This is a genomic window from Paenibacillus sp. FSL R5-0470, assembly GCF_037975205.1.
GTDB lineage: Bacteria > Bacillota > Bacilli > Paenibacillales > Paenibacillaceae > Paenibacillus_AQ.
Map to the genome: position 1 here is coordinate 5,880,318 of NZ_CP150238.1, position 17,967 is coordinate 5,898,284.

The following is a 17,967-nucleotide window of genomic DNA, read 5'->3' on the forward strand; positions in this document are numbered from 1 at the left end:
CCCTCACCTTCTAGCTATTTTTTCGTTCCAGGAGCTTTAGCGGAATGCCAAACGTGACAACAGTCCCTTCATTCGGGACACTGCTGATTTCAAAGCGAACCTGATCTTCATAATATAGCTCCAGTCTGCGATACACGTTGCGGATTCCGATATTCGTTCCTGAGGAGGCTTCTTCATTTTGAACATTAAATAAAATTTCTTTAAGCTGGCTTGGTTCGATCCCTTTACCGTTATCTGAAATCGTAACTTGTAAACGACTATCCTCGATTTCCGTCTTTACTTTAATGATACCGAGTCCTTCTATAGCCTGCAGACCATGCTTACAGGAATTTTCCACTAACGGCTGCATGCTTAGCTTTGGAATTTTATATTGCAGCGACTGCTCATCGATCTCAAATTGATAGTCAAATTTATCTCTGAACCGGAATTTTTCTATTTTCAGATACATCTCAATGAACGTCATTTCTTCTTCCAATGTAACGAGATCTTCTTTCCAGCTAAGTAGTCTTCTGAGCAACTTGGATAAACTCTTAATGATGTCTGTAACGTCCGAATAATTATTTTTGGTACAGACCACTAAAATGGCATTTAAAGTATTGAAGAGAAAATGGGGATTCATCTGACTTTGCAAAAAATTCAGTTCAGCCCTTACTCTTTCCATCTCCAGGTTATTCTTTTGAATCTCTAGTTTGTATACATCGTTAATTAGAGAATTAATTTTAGTGGTCATTCTATTAAAGTTGTGAATCAAGTCACCAATCTCATCTTGTCCTTCATCGATTTGAATAAGATCGAATTTCTCATTCGTTACTTTCTGCATATGCCTAGACAACCGTTTCACCCGATAATTGTACGATCTTAACATCACATATAAAAAGGCGGTTGTGAGCAAGGTGACAATGGATGCCAAAATACCCGCATAAACTCGAATCTCCATAATCGCCTGAGCAATACGCTCCCCTTGCGTAACCCCTATAATTCGCCAGCTTTTTATATAACTAGCCCCGCCAACGGGTACAATATGTATGTCTTCCTTGTGCTCATCATCCTGAAGCTCGAACACAGGATAAGGATCCTTCGTACCCCTCTGATACCCGCTCTGAGCAGACATAATGATTTCATCCTGCCCGTTAACCAGGTAAAGACTCAAATAATCCTTTTCTCTAATTATAATGTCATATATTTTACTGAGATCCAGGTCAATTCTAAGCAGCTTCTCATAGGTATTCAGTGAGCTGTATACATCCATTCGCTCAATTACACTTAAATACGGGGCATTAGAAGCCACATTAGGCGCTGCGCTCATTTGATAAGCAGCAAGAAACATATGTTTATTCGCAGCACTGAACTGCTTATACCACTCACTCTCCCTTACCTTGTCCGTGATGACCTGATAGTTACTACCGGAAACAATGGAGTCATTATTCGTAAATACAGTAATTCGTTCAAGTTGATTGTTAACTGGCATATAACTGTTCATCCGATCTCGAAGCTGTTCGTCGAAGGTGTCATAAAATTCAATCAAGTTCCCATACCTCCGCTCTAGCAATTCATACAGATTCTTATCCGAGGACAGCGTATAACTAACTGCTACTCCACCCTCAATGAAATCTTGAATATCCTTTCTGGCCCTCTCTAAAGAGATTTCTAAGTTTTGCTGTTCTCTGGATTTGATCAAATCGGAAATCCGATCCAAAAAAACAAGGTTAATAATAATAATAGGGAGTAGAACGCCTATAACGTAAATGAGGGAAAATTTGTAGTTCAGTGGAATGTCATTCACTACTTTTCTAAATCTGAATTTTTTTCTCTCCATACGAAACACCTTGCTTCCCCTAGAGCTATTAGTTTTTATTTTCATTTTTATAAACCGATGGGACTACCCCTACAATCAGCTTGAACTTATCAATAAAATAGTCTGTGTTTGAGAATCCCACCTGCACCGCAATATCCGATATTTTCAGCTGCGTTCGCTTAAGCAGACTTTTGGCTTCCTCAATCCTTTTGGCATTTAAATATTCACTAAAGCCCTGACCCGTTTGTTTCCTGAATAGCTGTCCCAAATAGGTAGAATTGATATGAAATTGCCTAGCTAAATCCTGAAGCTTTAATTTATTCCGAAATTCACGATCCACATACTGAATCACCTTGTAAATCGTATTTTGTTCATTCTGCTGCTCTAATTCAGATAGATAGACCGTCGCCAGCATACACAGACTTTGAACATAACGGCTTAATACAAAATAATCATTTAGTTCACCTAGATTTCCATACTCTTGCTGAAGCTTTATCATCATCGTATCCGGGATACCATTCATTTGGGCTATCAGTGTACATATCGTAAGCTCTAAATGAGCCACCTGGGCTTGCACGACCTCAATCGTCAACAGATTTTCTACGAAAGAGGCGAACGCTTCTTTTACACAAGGTTGTATCTGTTCTAAATCATTTGCCAGGACCTTATCCAGCAGCTGCTTGAAGTGATCCTCATGGTGTTCCTTCTTCTTTAGAACCCTAAGCTCGCTATAATAAAAGATCCCCCTCTTCTGCTGATGTGTCTTTCGTTTCCATACATCAAGTGCCTGCATATAGATTTCTCGAACCGAGCATACGCCTACCATTCTAGTACTAATCGCCAGGAGTACCGGCTCATGTGATTGTTCAGCGAAATCCGAACGAATCTGGTTGACGATAGCGTCCAGACTCTCATTCCCAATAGAAGCAGACTCAAGAATGATCCCTGTTCTTCCCGACCGATCCTGAAAGAAACGGGTACATTCCTTGGGGAAATAATCGACGATCCGTGGATACAATGGATTGATAGACATGCCTGGTTCGATAAGAATACACATTAACTCTGCATTCGCTTGAAGCTTCAACGCGCTCTGGGTTAGAAGCTCTAAATTTTCGTTATACTCGCCTTGTATTAGGCGGTTGACGATATTATTTACGACAAAGAATTGCTTCTTATCAAGCTCCTCATTGGAAGCGATTTCATTTTGGATCATAGGCGTAATCCTGCTTAATAAGGACTCTATTTCTTCATCATCAATAGGTTTTAATAAATAGTCATTCACTCGTTGCTGCAATGCCGTATGTGCATATTTAAAGTCATCATACCCAGTCAATACCACAAATTTCGGAGGCTTTGTCATCACTTCATTCAATTTTGCGATAAGCTCGAGACCGTTAATAACCGGCATATTAATGTCCGTTAGGACCAATTCCGGTTTATATTCTTGTATAAGTCTCAATGCTTCTGAGCCATTATGGGCTTCCGCGCACACTTCAAAGCCATATTTTTCCCAGTCAATCATCGTTCTCAGCCCTTCAAGCACCCAGGGCTCATCATCCACGATCAGAACCTTCAGCATGATGTTCACTCCAATCTCCTAAGATAAGGCTCGCTTTCTTATGAAAATATATATTATGCTAACACAATTGGATATTGTTGTGAATTCATAATTTTCCCTTCTTTTGCTTGAAACAGTACTTTTAAATCTGGTAAAAGCATAAAAAAACGACGTATCCAGACTTTCAGATACATCGAGTTCAGTATGTTTTTAGTTAATAAGCTACCTTCGAACTAAGGTTGTTCTCGTGATTGATTAACCATTCTTTTCTTGCAATACCGCCGCCATAGCCTCCTAATTCACCGTTACTATTGATCACTCGATGACACGGAACCAAGATCGATAATTGATTCGCTCCATTAGCCCTTGCTACAGCGCGGCAAGCCGAAGGGTAGTTTATATTCTCTGCAAGCTCCTTGTAAGAGACCGTCTGGCCTACAGGAATTCTTCGAAGTTCATTCCATACCTTTTGCTGAAAATCAGATCCAAGATAACGAATCGGCGTTCTGAATTCTGTAAGTTGCCCTGCGAAATAAAGAGTTAATTCCTCTTCAATTTGCTCTAGCACCGGTACCTTTTCAGGCAAAACAGTTGCATTCAAGCGAGTACGTAATTTCTTAATTTCGTTCTCAAGTCCCTTTCGATCCACAAATTCCAGCAGTAAAAGGCACTCTTCATCTGAGATCGCAAGCATAGACCCTAATATCGTTTCTATCCAGGTACAGTACAGCACTTTAATCTGCTTAGAGTGATTCGGGACCGTTCCCATCGTTCTTGAAAAAGCATCCCTAAACCCATTACTCGAATCATACCCGCTGTCCAGTTGTACGTTTATGATAGAATCCCCATTCCTGATGTGCTTGAATGCCAGCCCTAAACGTCTAGAACGTGCATATTCAATAAAGGTCATTCCGAATTGCTTCTTAAATTGTCTGCGTGCAGTATTTGCACTAATCGACAGCTCATCAAAATCTTTATCTGTCCATTTCCTTTCCGGATTACGCTCTATAGCTTCAACAAGAAGCTTTACTTCTGAGGACATTTTCGTGGGATTGGACAAAGGCTGGCATCTTTTACACGGTCGATATGAAGCTAATAAGGCTTCTTTGGCTGTTGCGAAAAACTCACAGTTTTCTTTATATGGCTTTTTAGCCGGACAAGTTGGCCTGCACATGATGCCTGTTGTTTTTACGCCGACAAAAAATACACCTTCATAATTGGAGTTTTTTTCGACTAACATCTCATAATATTTATCGATTTGCTGTTTATTAGTAATCATAGTGTTGTTAGCTCATTTCTGAATAATGTGCAGGTAGCTGCAGAATGGCCCGAGCATCTTCTTGAAGATTATGCTGTGCTTGAAAGTAACTATACGGTCCATAGCTAATTCTTTTTACGCCAAGCTCCTGCAATTCAACATTTGAAATCATACCATCCATTACCATAACATTTACAGGCAGTGGTGACTTTTGCACAAATTGTTCTATCAAACTTTGCTCAGTCAACCCCGGAATAAAAATCCCGTCTGCCCCAGCCTCAGCATAAGCATAGGTACGTTCTATAGCTTCATTTACTAGACCCAGCGAATGCTTCGTTTTTTTGAAAAAGAGATCGGTCCTGGCGTTAATAAACACGTTCTTCTGAAGCTTGGCTGCTACTTGCTGTATAGTTCGAATACGATGACTTTGTTCCTCGATTGCCCATAATTCATCATTCGGATGATTTACCTTTTGATCCTCGAAATTGATCCCACATATATCTAATTGGAATAATTGTTCTATGTTATTGGCTAAGGACTCTACATCTACAGCATACCCACCTTCAATATCTACCGTCAATGGCACAGATACATGTTCTGCTATTCTCGTAACAGCCCACAGTAGCTGCTCAAATGAGAGCTGTTCACCATCCGAATACCCCCATGCATCCGCCATAGCGAAGCTGCTTGTGGCTATAGCCTTTGAACCGGCTTTTTCTATCGTTTTAGCCGAAGCTACATCCCAGCAGTTATATAGCATTAGCGGATTTTCTTGATCGTGCAAAGACTTAAAATAGTCATAGTCATTTCTGTTCATCAGTGGTCATCTCCATTAAATAGAATAGCACCACTATATAATAGACAATGATTCGCCATACCAGAAAAATTAACACCAATCTTTTTTCGCAAAAAAAAACACCGATTGATGATCTCATCCTATAAGGACCTGATCATACCATCGATGTTAGTATACAGTTTAAAGTTCTACCTTACGGAGTGATGGTTTGGAGGAAGGTTTAGGTGACTTTTTCCCTGTTCGCATCGGTATGATTTGTGGTGCAGCAATTCCGATCAGAACAACGAAAATTCCAACCCAGCGAAGTAGGGATACTTCTTCTTGCAGGACTAACACGGAGGCTACAACAGCTGCCGGCAACTCCGCCGCACCAAGAATCGTTCCCAGACCGGATCCCAGTTTCGGAACACCAATAGAAAAGAAAAGCACAGGAATAACTATACCAAGCAACCCTAAAGGAAGACCATACTTCCAAAGTCCATCTGTAAGTGCTCCGTCATAAATAAAGGAAGGGGAAAAAACAACCATAATAATAATCATTGCACTTGTTGTCATATACAAGCTTTTATTCACAGCAGGTACCTGCGTAGCCACTCTCCCACTGACAAAAATATAAAAGGCAAACGACACCGCAGACATCAAACCGAAAACAATACCACTCGTAGTCATTTCGCCTACACTAGGTTCTAGAATCCCCCCAGCTAATATGGTTCCTATCAGAAGGATAACCATTGAAATTATTTTCTCTCGACTAGGCCATTTTCTATCTACAACAGCCTCCAGAATCACACCAATCCAAGTAAATTGGAATAAGAGAACGATCGCAATCGAAGCAGGTAATTGTTCAACGGCAAACCCATAGAAAATACCCGTCATACTAATGGTAATCCCCGCGCCTAATAACGAAGCACCTACTTTTAACCCGAGTTTTTTTCGGGAAAATAATACAACTAACAAGAGCAGCATGCACCATCCAAAAAAGTATTGCGCCCCGACCAGTTGCTGCATTCTAAATCCATCGTTCATTCCAAGCTTGACGATCGTTGACAGCGATCCATAACTACATGCTCCTATAAATACTAGTAAAGCATATTTGAGTAACTTCATATTCATCGTAATCTTCTTTCCTTTCTGTTGAACCATCCTATTGAACCGTCCAAATCACATAATAAAGCCCCTTGTCATCGAAATGACAAGGGGCGACTGAAACCAAAGAATACATCTTTGACAAAATTCCGCCACTCCATCCACTGGATAGAGTTTGGTTTATTTACTTATAACAATACGAATTATAATATGATAAATCACACAGGGTGTCAACTTGAAATGTTTACAATAACTTAATTTCGGTTATATTTCAAATTCTTCTGTTGAATTTGAAAGACCGCCATTCTGCATACCGCTATTGTTGGCTACAGCAAGAACATACACCTTATACTTAATACCTTTAACAATTGAATTGCCGTTAACATCCCTTGTCGCAGTGAATGTTGAAGGATTCGTCCCGTTAGGGATTACCGACGAATAATAAGAGGAATTCACCGCAAGAGCATCCGCCGTACCAAACCCTTGTTTAGACGGAACCACCAATACTCGGTATTCCGAAATATTGCTCTCATTGGCGGATTTGTCGAAACTGATCAGGATTCTACCATTGTCCTCTCTATACGTTACATTTGTTACAGAGATCACCGGACTTTTATTCGTAGATAACGTAATGGCTGATGATTCCCCAGAAATTGCATTTGGACCCGCATAATTTCCGTTGCCGACAGATAATACATACACTTTATAACTAATTCCAGCCTTTATTAAATTACCACGTACGTCTCTGACGGAAGAATCTAATACTTGACTGGTACTGCTGCCTGATGTACTTACCGAGGTGTAATTAGCACTGGATACATTATTTGCATCAGACAGGCTAAAGCTGCTGAAATCAGACGTAGGTACCACCATAATCCGGTATTGGTTGATGTAAGTTTCATCTGTGGCGTGGTTAAACGATACCTGCAAATCCCGGCCGTCGCCGTAGTCATTAACATCGCTAACATTCAAGTTTGTAACAGCCTTTAGGCTGGAATTATTAAACAATGTAACTATCGGTGAAGCGGAAGAGAGCTCATTAGAATCCGAATAACCTCCGCTTCCAACAGATAACACATACACTCTATAGCTACTACCACTCTTAATCAGATCACCGAGAACATCTCTAGTTGACGAATACAAAACCTGATTTGTAGAAGACCCACTTGTACTAACAGCTGTATAGTTGCCACTTACTACATTATTAGCTGCGTATAAATCAAAACTGCCATAATATGACGTCGGAACTACCATAATTCGGTACTGACTGATATAGGTTTCGTCCGTTGCATGAGTAAATGACACTCTCAAATCTCGGCCATCTCCATAATCATAAACATCACTGACACTCAAGTTAAAGACTGTGCTCACACTGGAATCATAAATTAATGTAATTACTGATGAAGCATTCGAAAGAACATTCCCTCCTGAATTACTTCCGCTTCCAATAGATAAGATATATACTTTGTAGCTGACTCCATTCTTTATCAAAGCTCCACGTACATCTCTGGCTGACGAGCTCAAGGTTAGGCTGGTTGAAGTACCATTTGTACTAGCCGCTGTATAGTTGGCATTTGTTACATTATTGGCTTCGGCTAAACTAAAGCTACTGTAATATGACGTTGGAACCACCATGATCCGGTACTGGCTGATATAGGTTTCATCCGTCGCATGAGTAAATGACACCCTTAAATCTCGGCCATCATTATAGTTGCTGACGTCGCTGACAGTTAAGTTAGAGACACCTATGTTGGTCAGTGTTATTGCAGAGGAAACAGAAGACAATACATTATTAGCTGCATTACTGTTATCAATCGCCATAACAAACACTCTATAGCTTACGCCTGTTTTAAGAAGTGCTCCGTCTGTATCTCTGGATGCTGAAGATAAAATTTGAGTGATATTTTTCCCTGTCTTACTGACTAGCGTGCTGTTCGCACTAGATACATTATTGGCTGTGCTTAAATTAAAATTCGAATAATTATTACCTTTAACAACGAATAACCGATAAGAACTTATCTTCGACTCATCTGACAGCTTATTGAAGCTGACCGATAAATCTCTTCCATCCCCATAATCACTTATATCATTTACTTGTACATTATTTATTGCTGTTACAGTCTTATTCACTAGTGTTATAGAGGAGGACCCAATAGAAAGTGCACTGGTATTACTTCCTTTGCCAACCGTCAAGACATACGCCACATATGCTTGATTATTCTTAATTGAATCACCATCGATAGTCCTCGTGCCAGACGTCAACTTGACCGAAGGATTCGTACCTGTTGGTAATACAGTAGAATAATTATAAGAAGTTATCGTTTGTGCAGATGACAAGTTGAGAATATTCCCTGATTTCACAATTAGAACACGGTAATGATCCACTAGTGACTCATTTGCCGCTCGAGTAAAGCTAACCTGAAGATCACGACCATCCCCGAAATCACTTACATCCTGCGCTATTACGTTCGATACTGGACCAGCATTTCCAACGTTCGAGGCTGAAGTCGTTATCGTTACAACCTGCGTCTTGGGGTTCCAGCCCACTTCATGGCCCAGTGCTTCACTGACGAATCTTGTTGGAACCATCGTTCTGCCCTTCAGATTCAAACCAGGCACGTCTAGCGTTACAGCCTTATTGTTAATGGTTGCTGTCTTTGAGCCAATCTTTAACATAATCGTTGTATCATCTTTAGTTGCCGTTACAGTTTGTGCTTTTTGATTCCACTTGATGGTGGCATTAAAGGCTTCAAAAATAGCCCGCAGCGGCACCATCGTCCGCCCATTGACCATCACTGGTGCTTGATCTGTAGACAACCGAACGCCGTCAATAATAATACTGATCGGAGTTGCAGCCTTCACTGAAGATTGAAACATCATCGGAATGGCTACTAAAACTACTAAAATTGAAATCCATAACTTCTTCACAAATCCACCCTCCTGGAATGACGAATACATTTTTTACCTACTCATTTGACGCTTCTAAGTATATAAAAGTTTCATGATTTATAGGTTACAAAAAAATAATCTTGATACCCATCACCCCATGATGAAAGACGAGCTAAGCACTCAGAGAAATAAAAAAGAGAGAGCAGTATTTCCACTCTCTCCCCAAGGTTTACACCTTTCTAACCTGAGACCGGTACATTAAGAACAAGAAATACGGAGCTCCGATCAACATTATTATAAGACCCGATGGAATTTCTTTCGGCGCCATAATGGTTCTACCCAGCGTATCCGCAATCACGAGCATCAATCCGCCAAGTAATCCTGACAGAACAATGGATCGTCTCGTATGATGCCCAATCATCATCCGTACTGCATGGGGCGCCATAAGTCCGAGAAAACCAATCGTTCCTACACTCGCTACGGCCCCCGCTGCAAGCATCACACCGATAATCATCGCCCAAAGCCGAGTTCCGCGAACGGGCAAGCCCAGACCTGTTGAACTCTCATCGCCAAATGCTAGTAAATCGAATCTACGTCCTAAATAATAAGCAAAAGGAACGAGTACAATCAGGAAGATAAACAAGCTATTAAATTGATTCCAGCTTCGTCCGTAAGTCGAACCCGTTAACCAAATTAAGGAGCTGCTGCTCCATAAACTGCCCTTGACGATCATGACCTGTATTCCCGCAGAAGCAATTGCTGATACTGCAATTCCAAGCAGGATAAGGACAGATGGATTCAAGGCTCTACGCCATGCCATAACAAACACAAAGGCTGCAGCCAAAGCACCACCCGCAATTGCTGCAATAGGGACTGCTAATACCGTCAATGCCGGAAAAGCGACCATTACGGTTAACGCCCCCAATCCAGCACCCGAGGTCACACCAATAATGGAGGCGTCAGCCAGCGGATTTCGGACAGCGCTTTGAATCAAGACACCGCTAATGGCAAGCGCGATACCGCCTCCAGCCGCAACGAGTGTACGCGGAAGCCGTAAATTCAGCAGGACGGAATAAGATCCATCTCCGCTGTGGATAAGACTGCTCAGTAGCTCGCTAATCGGTATTCTCGTTCCCCCAAGTGACAAACTCACAAGGATAACCGCAACGAGCAGTACGGTCATGGTTATCACCGCCGGAACAAAGCGCATCCGAAGCGCAGTTCCACCTATATTCATAGATGACTGACCTGAGCCTGAACCCGATATATTTTTCATCTTGGTGAGCACCAGCCATATGAGCCAAGGCGCTCCAATAATCGCCATAACCGCCCCAACTGGCATCTCACCTACACTGCTACGAACCATACGCGCAAGCGTATCCGCTGCCGTAATGAGCAGTGCTCCCCACAGCGCACTTGCAGGAATGAGCAGGTGATGCTTTCGAATACCGCTAAGCCGAACCAGATGAGGAGCCACCAGACCCACAAATCCGATCGGACCGACCACGCTGACCACGACCGCAGCCAACAATACAGATAAACCTAGACCTAACCCCCGTGCCAATCCAACACGTTGCCCGAGTGAACGAGCAGTGGACTCATCAAGCTCCAACGCGTCAAACTGCCTACCTGCGAGCATAGCTGCTATTAGCAATGGAATAACAAAAGGCCAGGCATACTTAACACCGTCCCAATCTAGCTGAATCAGTGAGCCGGAGCCCCATAAAAATAGGTTTTGCGTTTCGTTCTTGTTAAAAATATGTAGGGCCGATGTAAACGCGCCGAGAACCATAGACACGATCATACCTGACAAAGCTAATCGGACAGGCGTGGCCCCCTTACCACCACTCAACAAATAGGCAGCCAGTGCAGCAAGCAGCCCCCCTGCTACTGCAAGCAAAAATGGGAACTCATGCTGCAAAGCTGGAAAAGTAACCATTCCAAGGACAACCATAAAATAAGCTCCGGCATTAATCCCCAATGTATCTGAAGAAGCAAGCGGATTCTTCGTTATCGTTTGCAATAATGCTCCAGCCGCAGCTAGAGCGGCCCCAGCCAGTAGGCCAATTACCGTACGCGGCATCCGGATATCCCAGAGCAGATTATGTTCCATCACATCCTGGCGATTTAGCAATCCCTCCAATACCGTAGCTGCAGGAATTTTGGCTTCGCCGAAGCCTAGGCTTAGAATGGACAGAACAAAGAGGACGGCAAGGCCGCCCCCAAATATTCCAATGATTCGCCAAGTCATTCCACTTGAGGCTTCTTTGCTGCTCTTCCCGTTCATAAAAGCACTCATTTCGTTAATGTATTTACTACTTCATCCACGATAACTTTGGAGGAAATCGGACCGCCAAACACCCAAGTAGTACTGCTCAATCCGAAGGTACGATTTTCTTTCACAAAGTTAAGGCCGTTCCACACGGAGTTATCCTTCAGTTCTTTCGTGAAAATATTATCATCCTTCTGAACGATATACATCAGGTTAGTATCCTGAACAGCCGGCAATGCTTCAACTGTTGATGTAGTGAAGCCGTAAACTTCGAATTTTTCGGGTTTCCAGTCGTTCTTTAGACCAATTCGATCCAACGTTTGAACAGCCAGTGAGTTGTCTGTAAAGAGACGTAATGTTGCTGCATTCTGATAGCTGTAAGCTTGCGTCAGCACGTAATTCAAGCCTTCTTTACCTGCTTCAGCCAGCTTTGCCTTCGCTTCCGCATAATGTGCATCCAGCTCAGCAAGAACCTTGTCGCCTTCCGCAGTTTTACCTACAGCCGCTGCAATCGTTTTGAAAGTATCTTCCATCAACGTATACTGATTGCCTTGTCCTTCTTCCGGATACAGACCGAAAATCAGTGTTGGAGCGATGCCTTTTAATTGATCATAAATTCCTTCGTGTCCACCCGTATTCGCAATAATCAAATCCGGCTTTAATGAAGCAATGGTCTCTAGATCCGGCTCATCACGTGAACCAACATCCGTTACGCTTGCATCGAGTGGCACTTCAGAAGTTACATATAACTTGTAATTTTCGTTATCAGCATTCCCTACCGGCTGCATTCCGAGCGCAATAATATCTTCCGTAAATGTCCACTCCAGAACTACAACCTTTTGCGCAGGTTTATCCAGCTTAACCTCGCCTTTAGAATCTTTTAATACGATCGGACCGCTTGTAGATTCACTACTTGCGTTTTCAGAAGCTGGTTTGTCATTTGCTCCCGTGTTTGATGTTGAATTATTCTTTTGGTTAGTACCACAGCCCGATACTACCAATATGATAGCAATAACCATAAATAAACTAATTAACCTTTTGTGCATTCTCTTTATCCCCCTGTATATAACGCTCGAAGTTATATTCTATGATAATTGTTATCATTCTATTGATAATGATTATCATAGATAACATAATAGTTATCTTATACGTGATTCCAGCGAAAGTCAAAGTTAAAATTTAATATAGAAGTGCATTTTTCTGAAATATCAAGCTGAATTAATCAATCAAAACCGAATGAACACAAAAAAACCTAAATCCCATCTATGTATAAGAGAGAATCTCCCGTAACATAAATGAAAATTAGGTTTTACCAGCCAACTATACAGTAGCAATCCTATCCGATACCAACCATTAAACTAGAGCAGGTTCTGTCCATTTGATTCAATCACTTCTTTGTACCAGTGGAAGGACTTTTTCCGGAATCTCTCAAGAGTGCCCGAGCCATCGTCATGACGGTCCACATAAATGAAGCCATAACGTTTCTTTAGTTCGGCGCTCGTTGCGCTAACCAAGTCGATGCAGCCCCAGCTTGTATAGCCCATGACTTCCACTCCATCGGCAATAGCCTCCGCGACCTGAACCAGATGATCTCGTAAATAATTGATCCGATAGTCGTCGTTTATTACCTTTTCGCCTTTCCCATCTAATACCAGCTGATCGACAGCGCCAAGACCATTTTCCACGATAAACAGCGGTTTCTGATATCGGTCGTAGAACATATTCATAACATAACGCAAGCCTTGCGGGTCGATCTGCCAGCCCCATTCGCTCGCTTCCAGATACGGATTAGGCACCCCACCCAGCAGGTTCCCTTCTCCTCTGATCTGTTTCTCTGGATCAGCCGTTTCACAAGTGCTCATATAGTAACTGAACGATATGAAATCCACAGTATACTTCAGAATCTCTTCGTCCCCTGGCTCAAAATGAATGTGAATCCCATTTTCTTTGAAGAACCGCTTCATATAGCCGGGGTAATACCCTCTAGCATGAACATCCGCAAAGAACATATTTTTGTGATCACTTTGCATCGCCTTGATCAAATCGTCCGGATGCGGAGTGAGCGGATAAATCGGCATGCTAAGCACCATACACCCGATTTGGAAGTCTGGATTAATCTCATGTCCGATCTTCACAGCCAGAGCACTTGCTACGAACTCATGATGAATAGCTTGATACAGATCCTGCTTACTCAATTTCTCTAACGGCGTATTGATCCCGCCACTCATAAATGGGAACTCAAGAATGGAGTTAATCTCGTTAAAGGTCAGCCAATATTTAACCTTGTTCTTGTAACGATTATATATCGTTCTCACATAGCGCTCATAAAAACCCACCATCTTACGGTTAACCCATCCATCATATTCTCTTGCCAGATGCAGCGGAGTTTCATAATGGGAGATAGTCACCAGTGGCTCGATGCCGTATTTATGACACTCATCGAATAGGTCGTCGTAAAACTGCAGACCTTTTTCATTGGGCTCCAGCTCGTCCCCTTTCGGAAAAATCCGGGACCAGGCAATAGACGTCCGAAACACTTTAAAGCCCATTTCCGCGAACAGCTTAATATCTTCTTTATATCGGTGATAGAAATCGACTCCCACCAGCTTCATATTATCGTCGGTAGGAACCTCTGTAGGCGCAGACTTAATCCCCTTCGGCATAACATCTTGGGTGGACCATCCTTTACCATCCTCCTGATACGCCCCTTCAAGCTGATTGGCTGCTACAGCACCGCCCCATAAGAATCCTTTTGGAAATTGCAATTCCATATTTTTTCCCGCCTTTGCTATTGTGATAGTATAGGATTACTGCTCTAATTCGAATCCTAAACCTTGGAACGCGTTACATGTCAAGTACTAATCATGTGAAGGAGAACAAACCGATGTCCACTCTTGACGAAATCGCTAAGCTGTCGGGCTTTTCCAAAGCCACGGTGTCCCGCGTCCTAAACGAATCGCCCCATGTTAGTAAGGAGACTCGTGAGAAAATTCTCGCCATCATGAAGGAGACGGACTATGTCCCTAACCGCAATGCCATTTCTTTATCCAAAGGTCAAACGCAGCAAATCGGCATGATCACCATGGACCTAAACGAGCTTATTCTGAGCTTTATGAACAGCTTCGTCGAAATCTCCGATCATTATGGTTATCAGACGATTATTTATACTACCGGCGGGGATAAGCAGAAGGAGCTTCAGGCTTTTGAAGATCTCAAAATGAAACGGGTCGACGCCCTGCTCATCCTGACCTCCGTAAACGAACAGAATGTTATCTCTTCTTACTGCAAATACGGACCCATCGTATCCTGGCAGCGTATGGACCATCCTGAAATACCGTCCGTTGCCATGAACCAATATGATGGATACACACTCGCTTTGGAGCATTTGATAGAGCGAGGGTATAAGCGCATCGCCAATGCTTTTGGCCGTCCCAGCAGCATTAATACCCACAGTAGACGCCTGGCCTATGAGCAAATCATGACCAAATATAATCTTCCCATTATGGAGAAATGGTATTACTCCACGATCTATGGAATCCGAGATGGAGAGCAATTGGTGCAGACCCTAATGGGACAACCTGATCAGCCGGATGCTATTCTGTGCGCCAATGATTTGGTTGCCGTAGGCGTCCTTAGCGAAGCACGCAGGCAGCAGTTTAATGTGCCCGGCGATCTGGCCATCGTTGGGTTTGACAATTCTGAGCTGTCGCGAACTCTTGGAATCACGACCATTCTGAATCCGATTGCGGGACAAGCGGAGAACGCTTTTCTTCTTCTAGCTCCAGTGCTGCTTGAGCGGGATATGGAGCTGCAGCCACTTTCGTTTACATTGGTGGAACGGGAGACTACTTAGTTTGCCCAACCGCTAAAGACTTTGTCTTTAGCACTTTTATCAATTAGAATTATGGGAACAAGCGGTCAAAACCAGAACCTATTGGAGTGAAACCATGATTAAGATCCTCGTTGTGGAAGACGATAAGCATGTCAGAAAGTTGATGAACGCTGTCCTGAAACGGGAAGGTTATGAAGTGTTAACAGCCGAGAATGGAATCCAGGCACTGGAAGTTCTTGAAATCCAGCATATTGATCTAATTATTCTCGATATCATGATGCCGGGGATGGATGGTTATGAATTTGCCGAGGAGCTAAGGAATGCGAACAATATGATCCCGATCCTCATGGCCACGGCCAAACAGCTTCCAGAAGATAAGAAAAAAGGCTTTCGCCTCGGAACCGACGATTATATGACCAAACCTGTAGATACAGAAGAAATGCTGTTGAGAATACAAGCCCTTCTGCGCCGCTCGCAGATTGTAAGCGCCCGTAAGCTTGTAGTCGGTAAAATTATTCTTGATTTCGATACGTTAACAGTAACTCGAGACAATGAAAAACAGACACTTCCCCAGAAGGAATTCCACCTCCTTTATAAGCTTTTATCCTATCCGGAGCGCATTTTCACTCGAATCCAGCTGATGGACGAAATCTGGGGGATGGACAGTGAGACTACGGACACTACGGTTAATGTACATATCAACCGATTGCGGAAACGGTTTGAAAACTATCCGGAATTCGAACTTGTGTCCGTCCGCGGTCTCGGATACAAGGCGGTGAGAAAATGATCAAAAAGCTAAGCAGCAAAATCAGTCTGCCAATCTACTTCTCGCTTGCTGTATTCATTATTTTCCTCATTACAGTGTTAATCACCGGAATTCTGACCTACTTGTCCTTGGCCTTCGGCCTACTTGATGAGCGGATTCTTCAGGACAAAAAAATTCTCACCTTGATTATATTGATTGCCTGCATTATTATCGGCACCGTCACATCAGTAATTACCAGTCGCAGAATGCTGAAATCAATCCGCACATTTATTGATGCTATTGACCAACTGGCCGGAGGCGATTTCTCCATGCGTCTGCAGCTCAAGCACCCTCCGGAGTTCAAGATTCTTTCCGAGAATATTAACCGGATGGCCGAGGAACTGGGTGGCATTGAAATTCTGCGAACAGACTTTATAAACAATTTCTCCCATGAATTCCGTACTCCGATTGTGTCGATTAAAGGGTTCGCTGAAATCCTGAAGGATGACGAGCTGAGTAAGGATGAACGGAATGAATATCTGGATATTGTTATCGAGGAATCTACCCGTCTGGCTACACTGGCCTCCAATGTATTGAACCTCTCCAAAGTGGAAGCACAGGCCATATTAACCGACCGGCAGCCCTTCAATGTCGGAGAACAAATTCGCCAATGTGTCCTGCTACTGCATACTAAACTTACGAAAAAGCATATTTCCTTCAAAGCCAACGTACAGGACTATATGGTACCTGGGAATAAAGAGATGCTGAACCAGGTCTGGCTGAATTTATTGGACAATGCGATTAAATTCACTCCCGAGCACGGCGAAATCGAAGTTACTATGAGGCAGTTGAAAGATCAGGTTGAAATTACGTTCCGTGATAATGGAGCAGGCATCAGTCCAAGTGCACTTCCCAAGGTCTTCGACAAGTTCTATCAGCAAGATACCTCTCACTCTACTGCCGGTAATGGCTTGGGGCTTACGATTGTCCGAAAAATCATTGAGCTGCACGGCGGAACCGTCACCTGCGCCAGTGTTCCAATGCAAGGAACCACTTTCACCGTGCTGCTCCCCGATTTTAAAAAGGTAACTAAAGAATTGGGGGTTACCAGTAAATGAGTGTACAATTCAAAAAACTGAGCGGCTTTAACCGGGGAATTCTCCTTGAATTATTGACAGATGCGTATTCATTTGATCGCAGATATGAACAAAGCTCTATTTCTGATTGGCAGGATTTTGACAACTTTTTCTTTGACCATTTACAAATTGCAGATAAATATGCTTTTATCACAACTGTAAATGATGAACCCATCGGATTTGTGGTGTGGGACCCGAGAAACATGCCTGAGTATGCAGAAATTGGGCATAATTGCATTGCTTCAAAACATAAAGGCAATGGCTATGGTAAAATCCAGCTTCAAGAGGCAATTAATAGAATCACCCAGAATGATGTAACAAAAATTATTGTAACCACGAATGACGATTTAATCCCTGCTCAACGGATGTACGAAAGTGTTGGATTCACAATGTATCAAAAAAGGAAAAGTGAAACTGGCGCAGACTTTATTGAAGAATTCATAGATTATGTGTATTTTTTATAAAATGCTAATGTGTTCACGTATATCTGCTCAAACAGAAGAGACCACCCCAAGCAGTCATTCTATGGCTTAAGGGACGGTCTCTTCTTTCTTTTCATAGCAAAAGTTAACTTTCAGTTTATCATTCTCCGTTAAGATC

General features: G+C 42.6%; 13 protein-coding genes. 4 read left to right on the forward strand and 9 right to left on the reverse strand.

Annotated elements, in window-relative coordinates:
• Positions 1-10 precede the first annotated feature (10 nt).
• The 9 genes from MKY99_RS25915 to ascB form a co-directional block, all read right to left on the reverse strand.
• Positions 11-1,816, reverse strand: a complete 1,806-nt coding sequence (locus MKY99_RS25915; RefSeq protein WP_339267125.1) for a histidine kinase — start codon at positions 1,814-1,816, stop codon at positions 11-13.
• Between the two features lie 28 nt (positions 1,817-1,844).
• Positions 1,845-3,374 (reverse strand): response regulator, encoded by a 1,530-nt coding sequence (locus MKY99_RS25920; protein ID WP_339271799.1) that lies wholly within the window; start codon positions 3,372-3,374, stop codon positions 1,845-1,847.
• A 193-nt stretch (positions 3,375-3,567) separates the two neighbouring features.
• Positions 3,568-4,632 carry a trifunctional transcriptional activator/DNA repair protein Ada/methylated-DNA--[protein]-cysteine S-methyltransferase gene (locus MKY99_RS25925; protein ID WP_339267127.1) on the reverse strand — a complete coding sequence of 355 codons (1,065 nt, stop codon included), beginning with the start codon at positions 4,630-4,632 and terminating at the stop codon, positions 3,568-3,570.
• A gap of 7 nt (positions 4,633-4,639) precedes the next feature.
• Positions 4,640-5,428 (reverse strand): isocitrate lyase/phosphoenolpyruvate mutase family protein, encoded by a 789-nt coding sequence (locus tag MKY99_RS25930; RefSeq protein WP_339267129.1) that lies wholly within the window; start codon positions 5,426-5,428, stop codon positions 4,640-4,642.
• A 159-nt stretch (positions 5,429-5,587) separates the two neighbouring features.
• Complete coding sequence (locus tag MKY99_RS25935) at positions 5,588-6,514, reverse strand: DMT family transporter (RefSeq protein ID WP_339267131.1); 927 nt, start codon at positions 6,512-6,514, stop codon at positions 5,588-5,590.
• A gap of 243 nt (positions 6,515-6,757) precedes the next feature.
• On the reverse strand, positions 6,758-9,421 hold the full coding sequence (locus MKY99_RS25940) for a copper amine oxidase N-terminal domain-containing protein (protein ID WP_339267133.1): 2,664 nt from the start codon (positions 9,419-9,421) through the stop codon (positions 6,758-6,760).
• A 190-nt stretch (positions 9,422-9,611) separates the two neighbouring features.
• Complete coding sequence (locus MKY99_RS25945) at positions 9,612-11,681, reverse strand: iron ABC transporter permease (RefSeq protein ID WP_339267135.1); 2,070 nt, start codon at positions 11,679-11,681, stop codon at positions 9,612-9,614.
• Entirely contained in the window at positions 11,678-12,700 is a 1,023-nt protein-coding gene (locus MKY99_RS25950) for an iron-siderophore ABC transporter substrate-binding protein (RefSeq protein ID WP_339267138.1), read from the reverse strand. The genes MKY99_RS25945 and MKY99_RS25950 overlap by 4 nt, the downstream gene beginning before the upstream one ends.
• Positions 12,701-13,012: 312 nt before the next feature.
• Positions 13,013-14,425 carry a 6-phospho-beta-glucosidase gene (ascB, locus tag MKY99_RS25955; RefSeq protein WP_339267140.1) on the reverse strand — a complete coding sequence of 471 codons (1,413 nt, stop codon included), beginning with the start codon at positions 14,423-14,425 and terminating at the stop codon, positions 13,013-13,015.
• Positions 14,426-14,538: 113 nt separating this feature from the next.
• On the opposite strand from ascB, the gene MKY99_RS25960 reads away from it, so the two are divergent.
• The 4 genes from MKY99_RS25960 to MKY99_RS25975 all read left to right on the forward strand — a co-directional run bounded on the left by MKY99_RS25960 (position 14,539) and on the right by MKY99_RS25975 (position 17,831).
• Positions 14,539-15,507 carry a LacI family DNA-binding transcriptional regulator gene (locus MKY99_RS25960; RefSeq protein WP_339267142.1) on the forward strand — a complete coding sequence of 323 codons (969 nt, stop codon included), beginning with the start codon at positions 14,539-14,541 and terminating at the stop codon, positions 15,505-15,507.
• Positions 15,508-15,601: 94 nt separating this feature from the next.
• Complete coding sequence (locus MKY99_RS25965) at positions 15,602-16,273, forward strand: response regulator transcription factor (RefSeq protein WP_042191734.1); 672 nt, start codon at positions 15,602-15,604, stop codon at positions 16,271-16,273.
• Positions 16,270-17,349 (forward strand): HAMP domain-containing sensor histidine kinase, encoded by a 1,080-nt coding sequence (locus tag MKY99_RS25970; protein WP_339267144.1) that lies wholly within the window; start codon positions 16,270-16,272, stop codon positions 17,347-17,349. Before MKY99_RS25965 ends, MKY99_RS25970 begins: the two co-directional genes overlap by 4 nt.
• Positions 17,346-17,831 carry a GNAT family N-acetyltransferase gene (locus MKY99_RS25975; RefSeq protein WP_339267146.1) on the forward strand — a complete coding sequence of 162 codons (486 nt, stop codon included), beginning with the start codon at positions 17,346-17,348 and terminating at the stop codon, positions 17,829-17,831. The genes MKY99_RS25970 and MKY99_RS25975 overlap by 4 nt, the downstream gene beginning before the upstream one ends.
• The last annotated feature ends 136 nt before the right edge of the window (positions 17,832-17,967 follow it).

Bases quoted from the DNA above. Each gene is read 5' to 3' on its own strand.
- MKY99_RS25970 (WP_339267144.1), top strand. From the start codon at position 16,270: ATGATCAAAAAGCTAAGCAGCAAAATCAGTCTGCCAATCTACTTCTCG.
- MKY99_RS25965 (WP_042191734.1), top strand. From the start codon at position 15,602: ATGATTAAGATCCTCGTTGTGGAAGACGATAAGCATGTCAGAAAGTTG.
- MKY99_RS25950 (WP_339267138.1), bottom strand. From the start codon at position 12,700: ATGCACAAAAGGTTAATTAGTTTATTTATGGTTATTGCTATCATATTG.
- MKY99_RS25945 (WP_339267135.1), bottom strand. From the start codon at position 11,681: ATGAGTGCTTTTATGAACGGGAAGAGCAGCAAAGAAGCCTCAAGTGGA.
- MKY99_RS25960 (WP_339267142.1), top strand. From the start codon at position 14,539: ATGTCCACTCTTGACGAAATCGCTAAGCTGTCGGGCTTTTCCAAAGCC.
- ascB (WP_339267140.1), bottom strand. From the start codon at position 14,425: ATGGAATTGCAATTTCCAAAAGGATTCTTATGGGGCGGTGCTGTAGCA.
- MKY99_RS25935 (WP_339267131.1), bottom strand. From the start codon at position 6,514: ATGAAGTTACTCAAATATGCTTTACTAGTATTTATAGGAGCATGTAGT.
- MKY99_RS25920 (WP_339271799.1), bottom strand. From the start codon at position 3,374: ATGCTGAAGGTTCTGATCGTGGATGATGAGCCCTGGGTGCTTGAAGGG.
- MKY99_RS25975 (WP_339267146.1), top strand. From the start codon at position 17,346: ATGAGTGTACAATTCAAAAAACTGAGCGGCTTTAACCGGGGAATTCTC.
- MKY99_RS25930 (WP_339267129.1), bottom strand. From the start codon at position 5,428: ATGAACAGAAATGACTATGACTATTTTAAGTCTTTGCACGATCAAGAA.
- MKY99_RS25925 (WP_339267127.1), bottom strand. From the start codon at position 4,632: ATGATTACTAATAAACAGCAAATCGATAAATATTATGAGATGTTAGTC.
- MKY99_RS25915 (WP_339267125.1), bottom strand. From the start codon at position 1,816: ATGGAGAGAAAAAAATTCAGATTTAGAAAAGTAGTGAATGACATTCCA.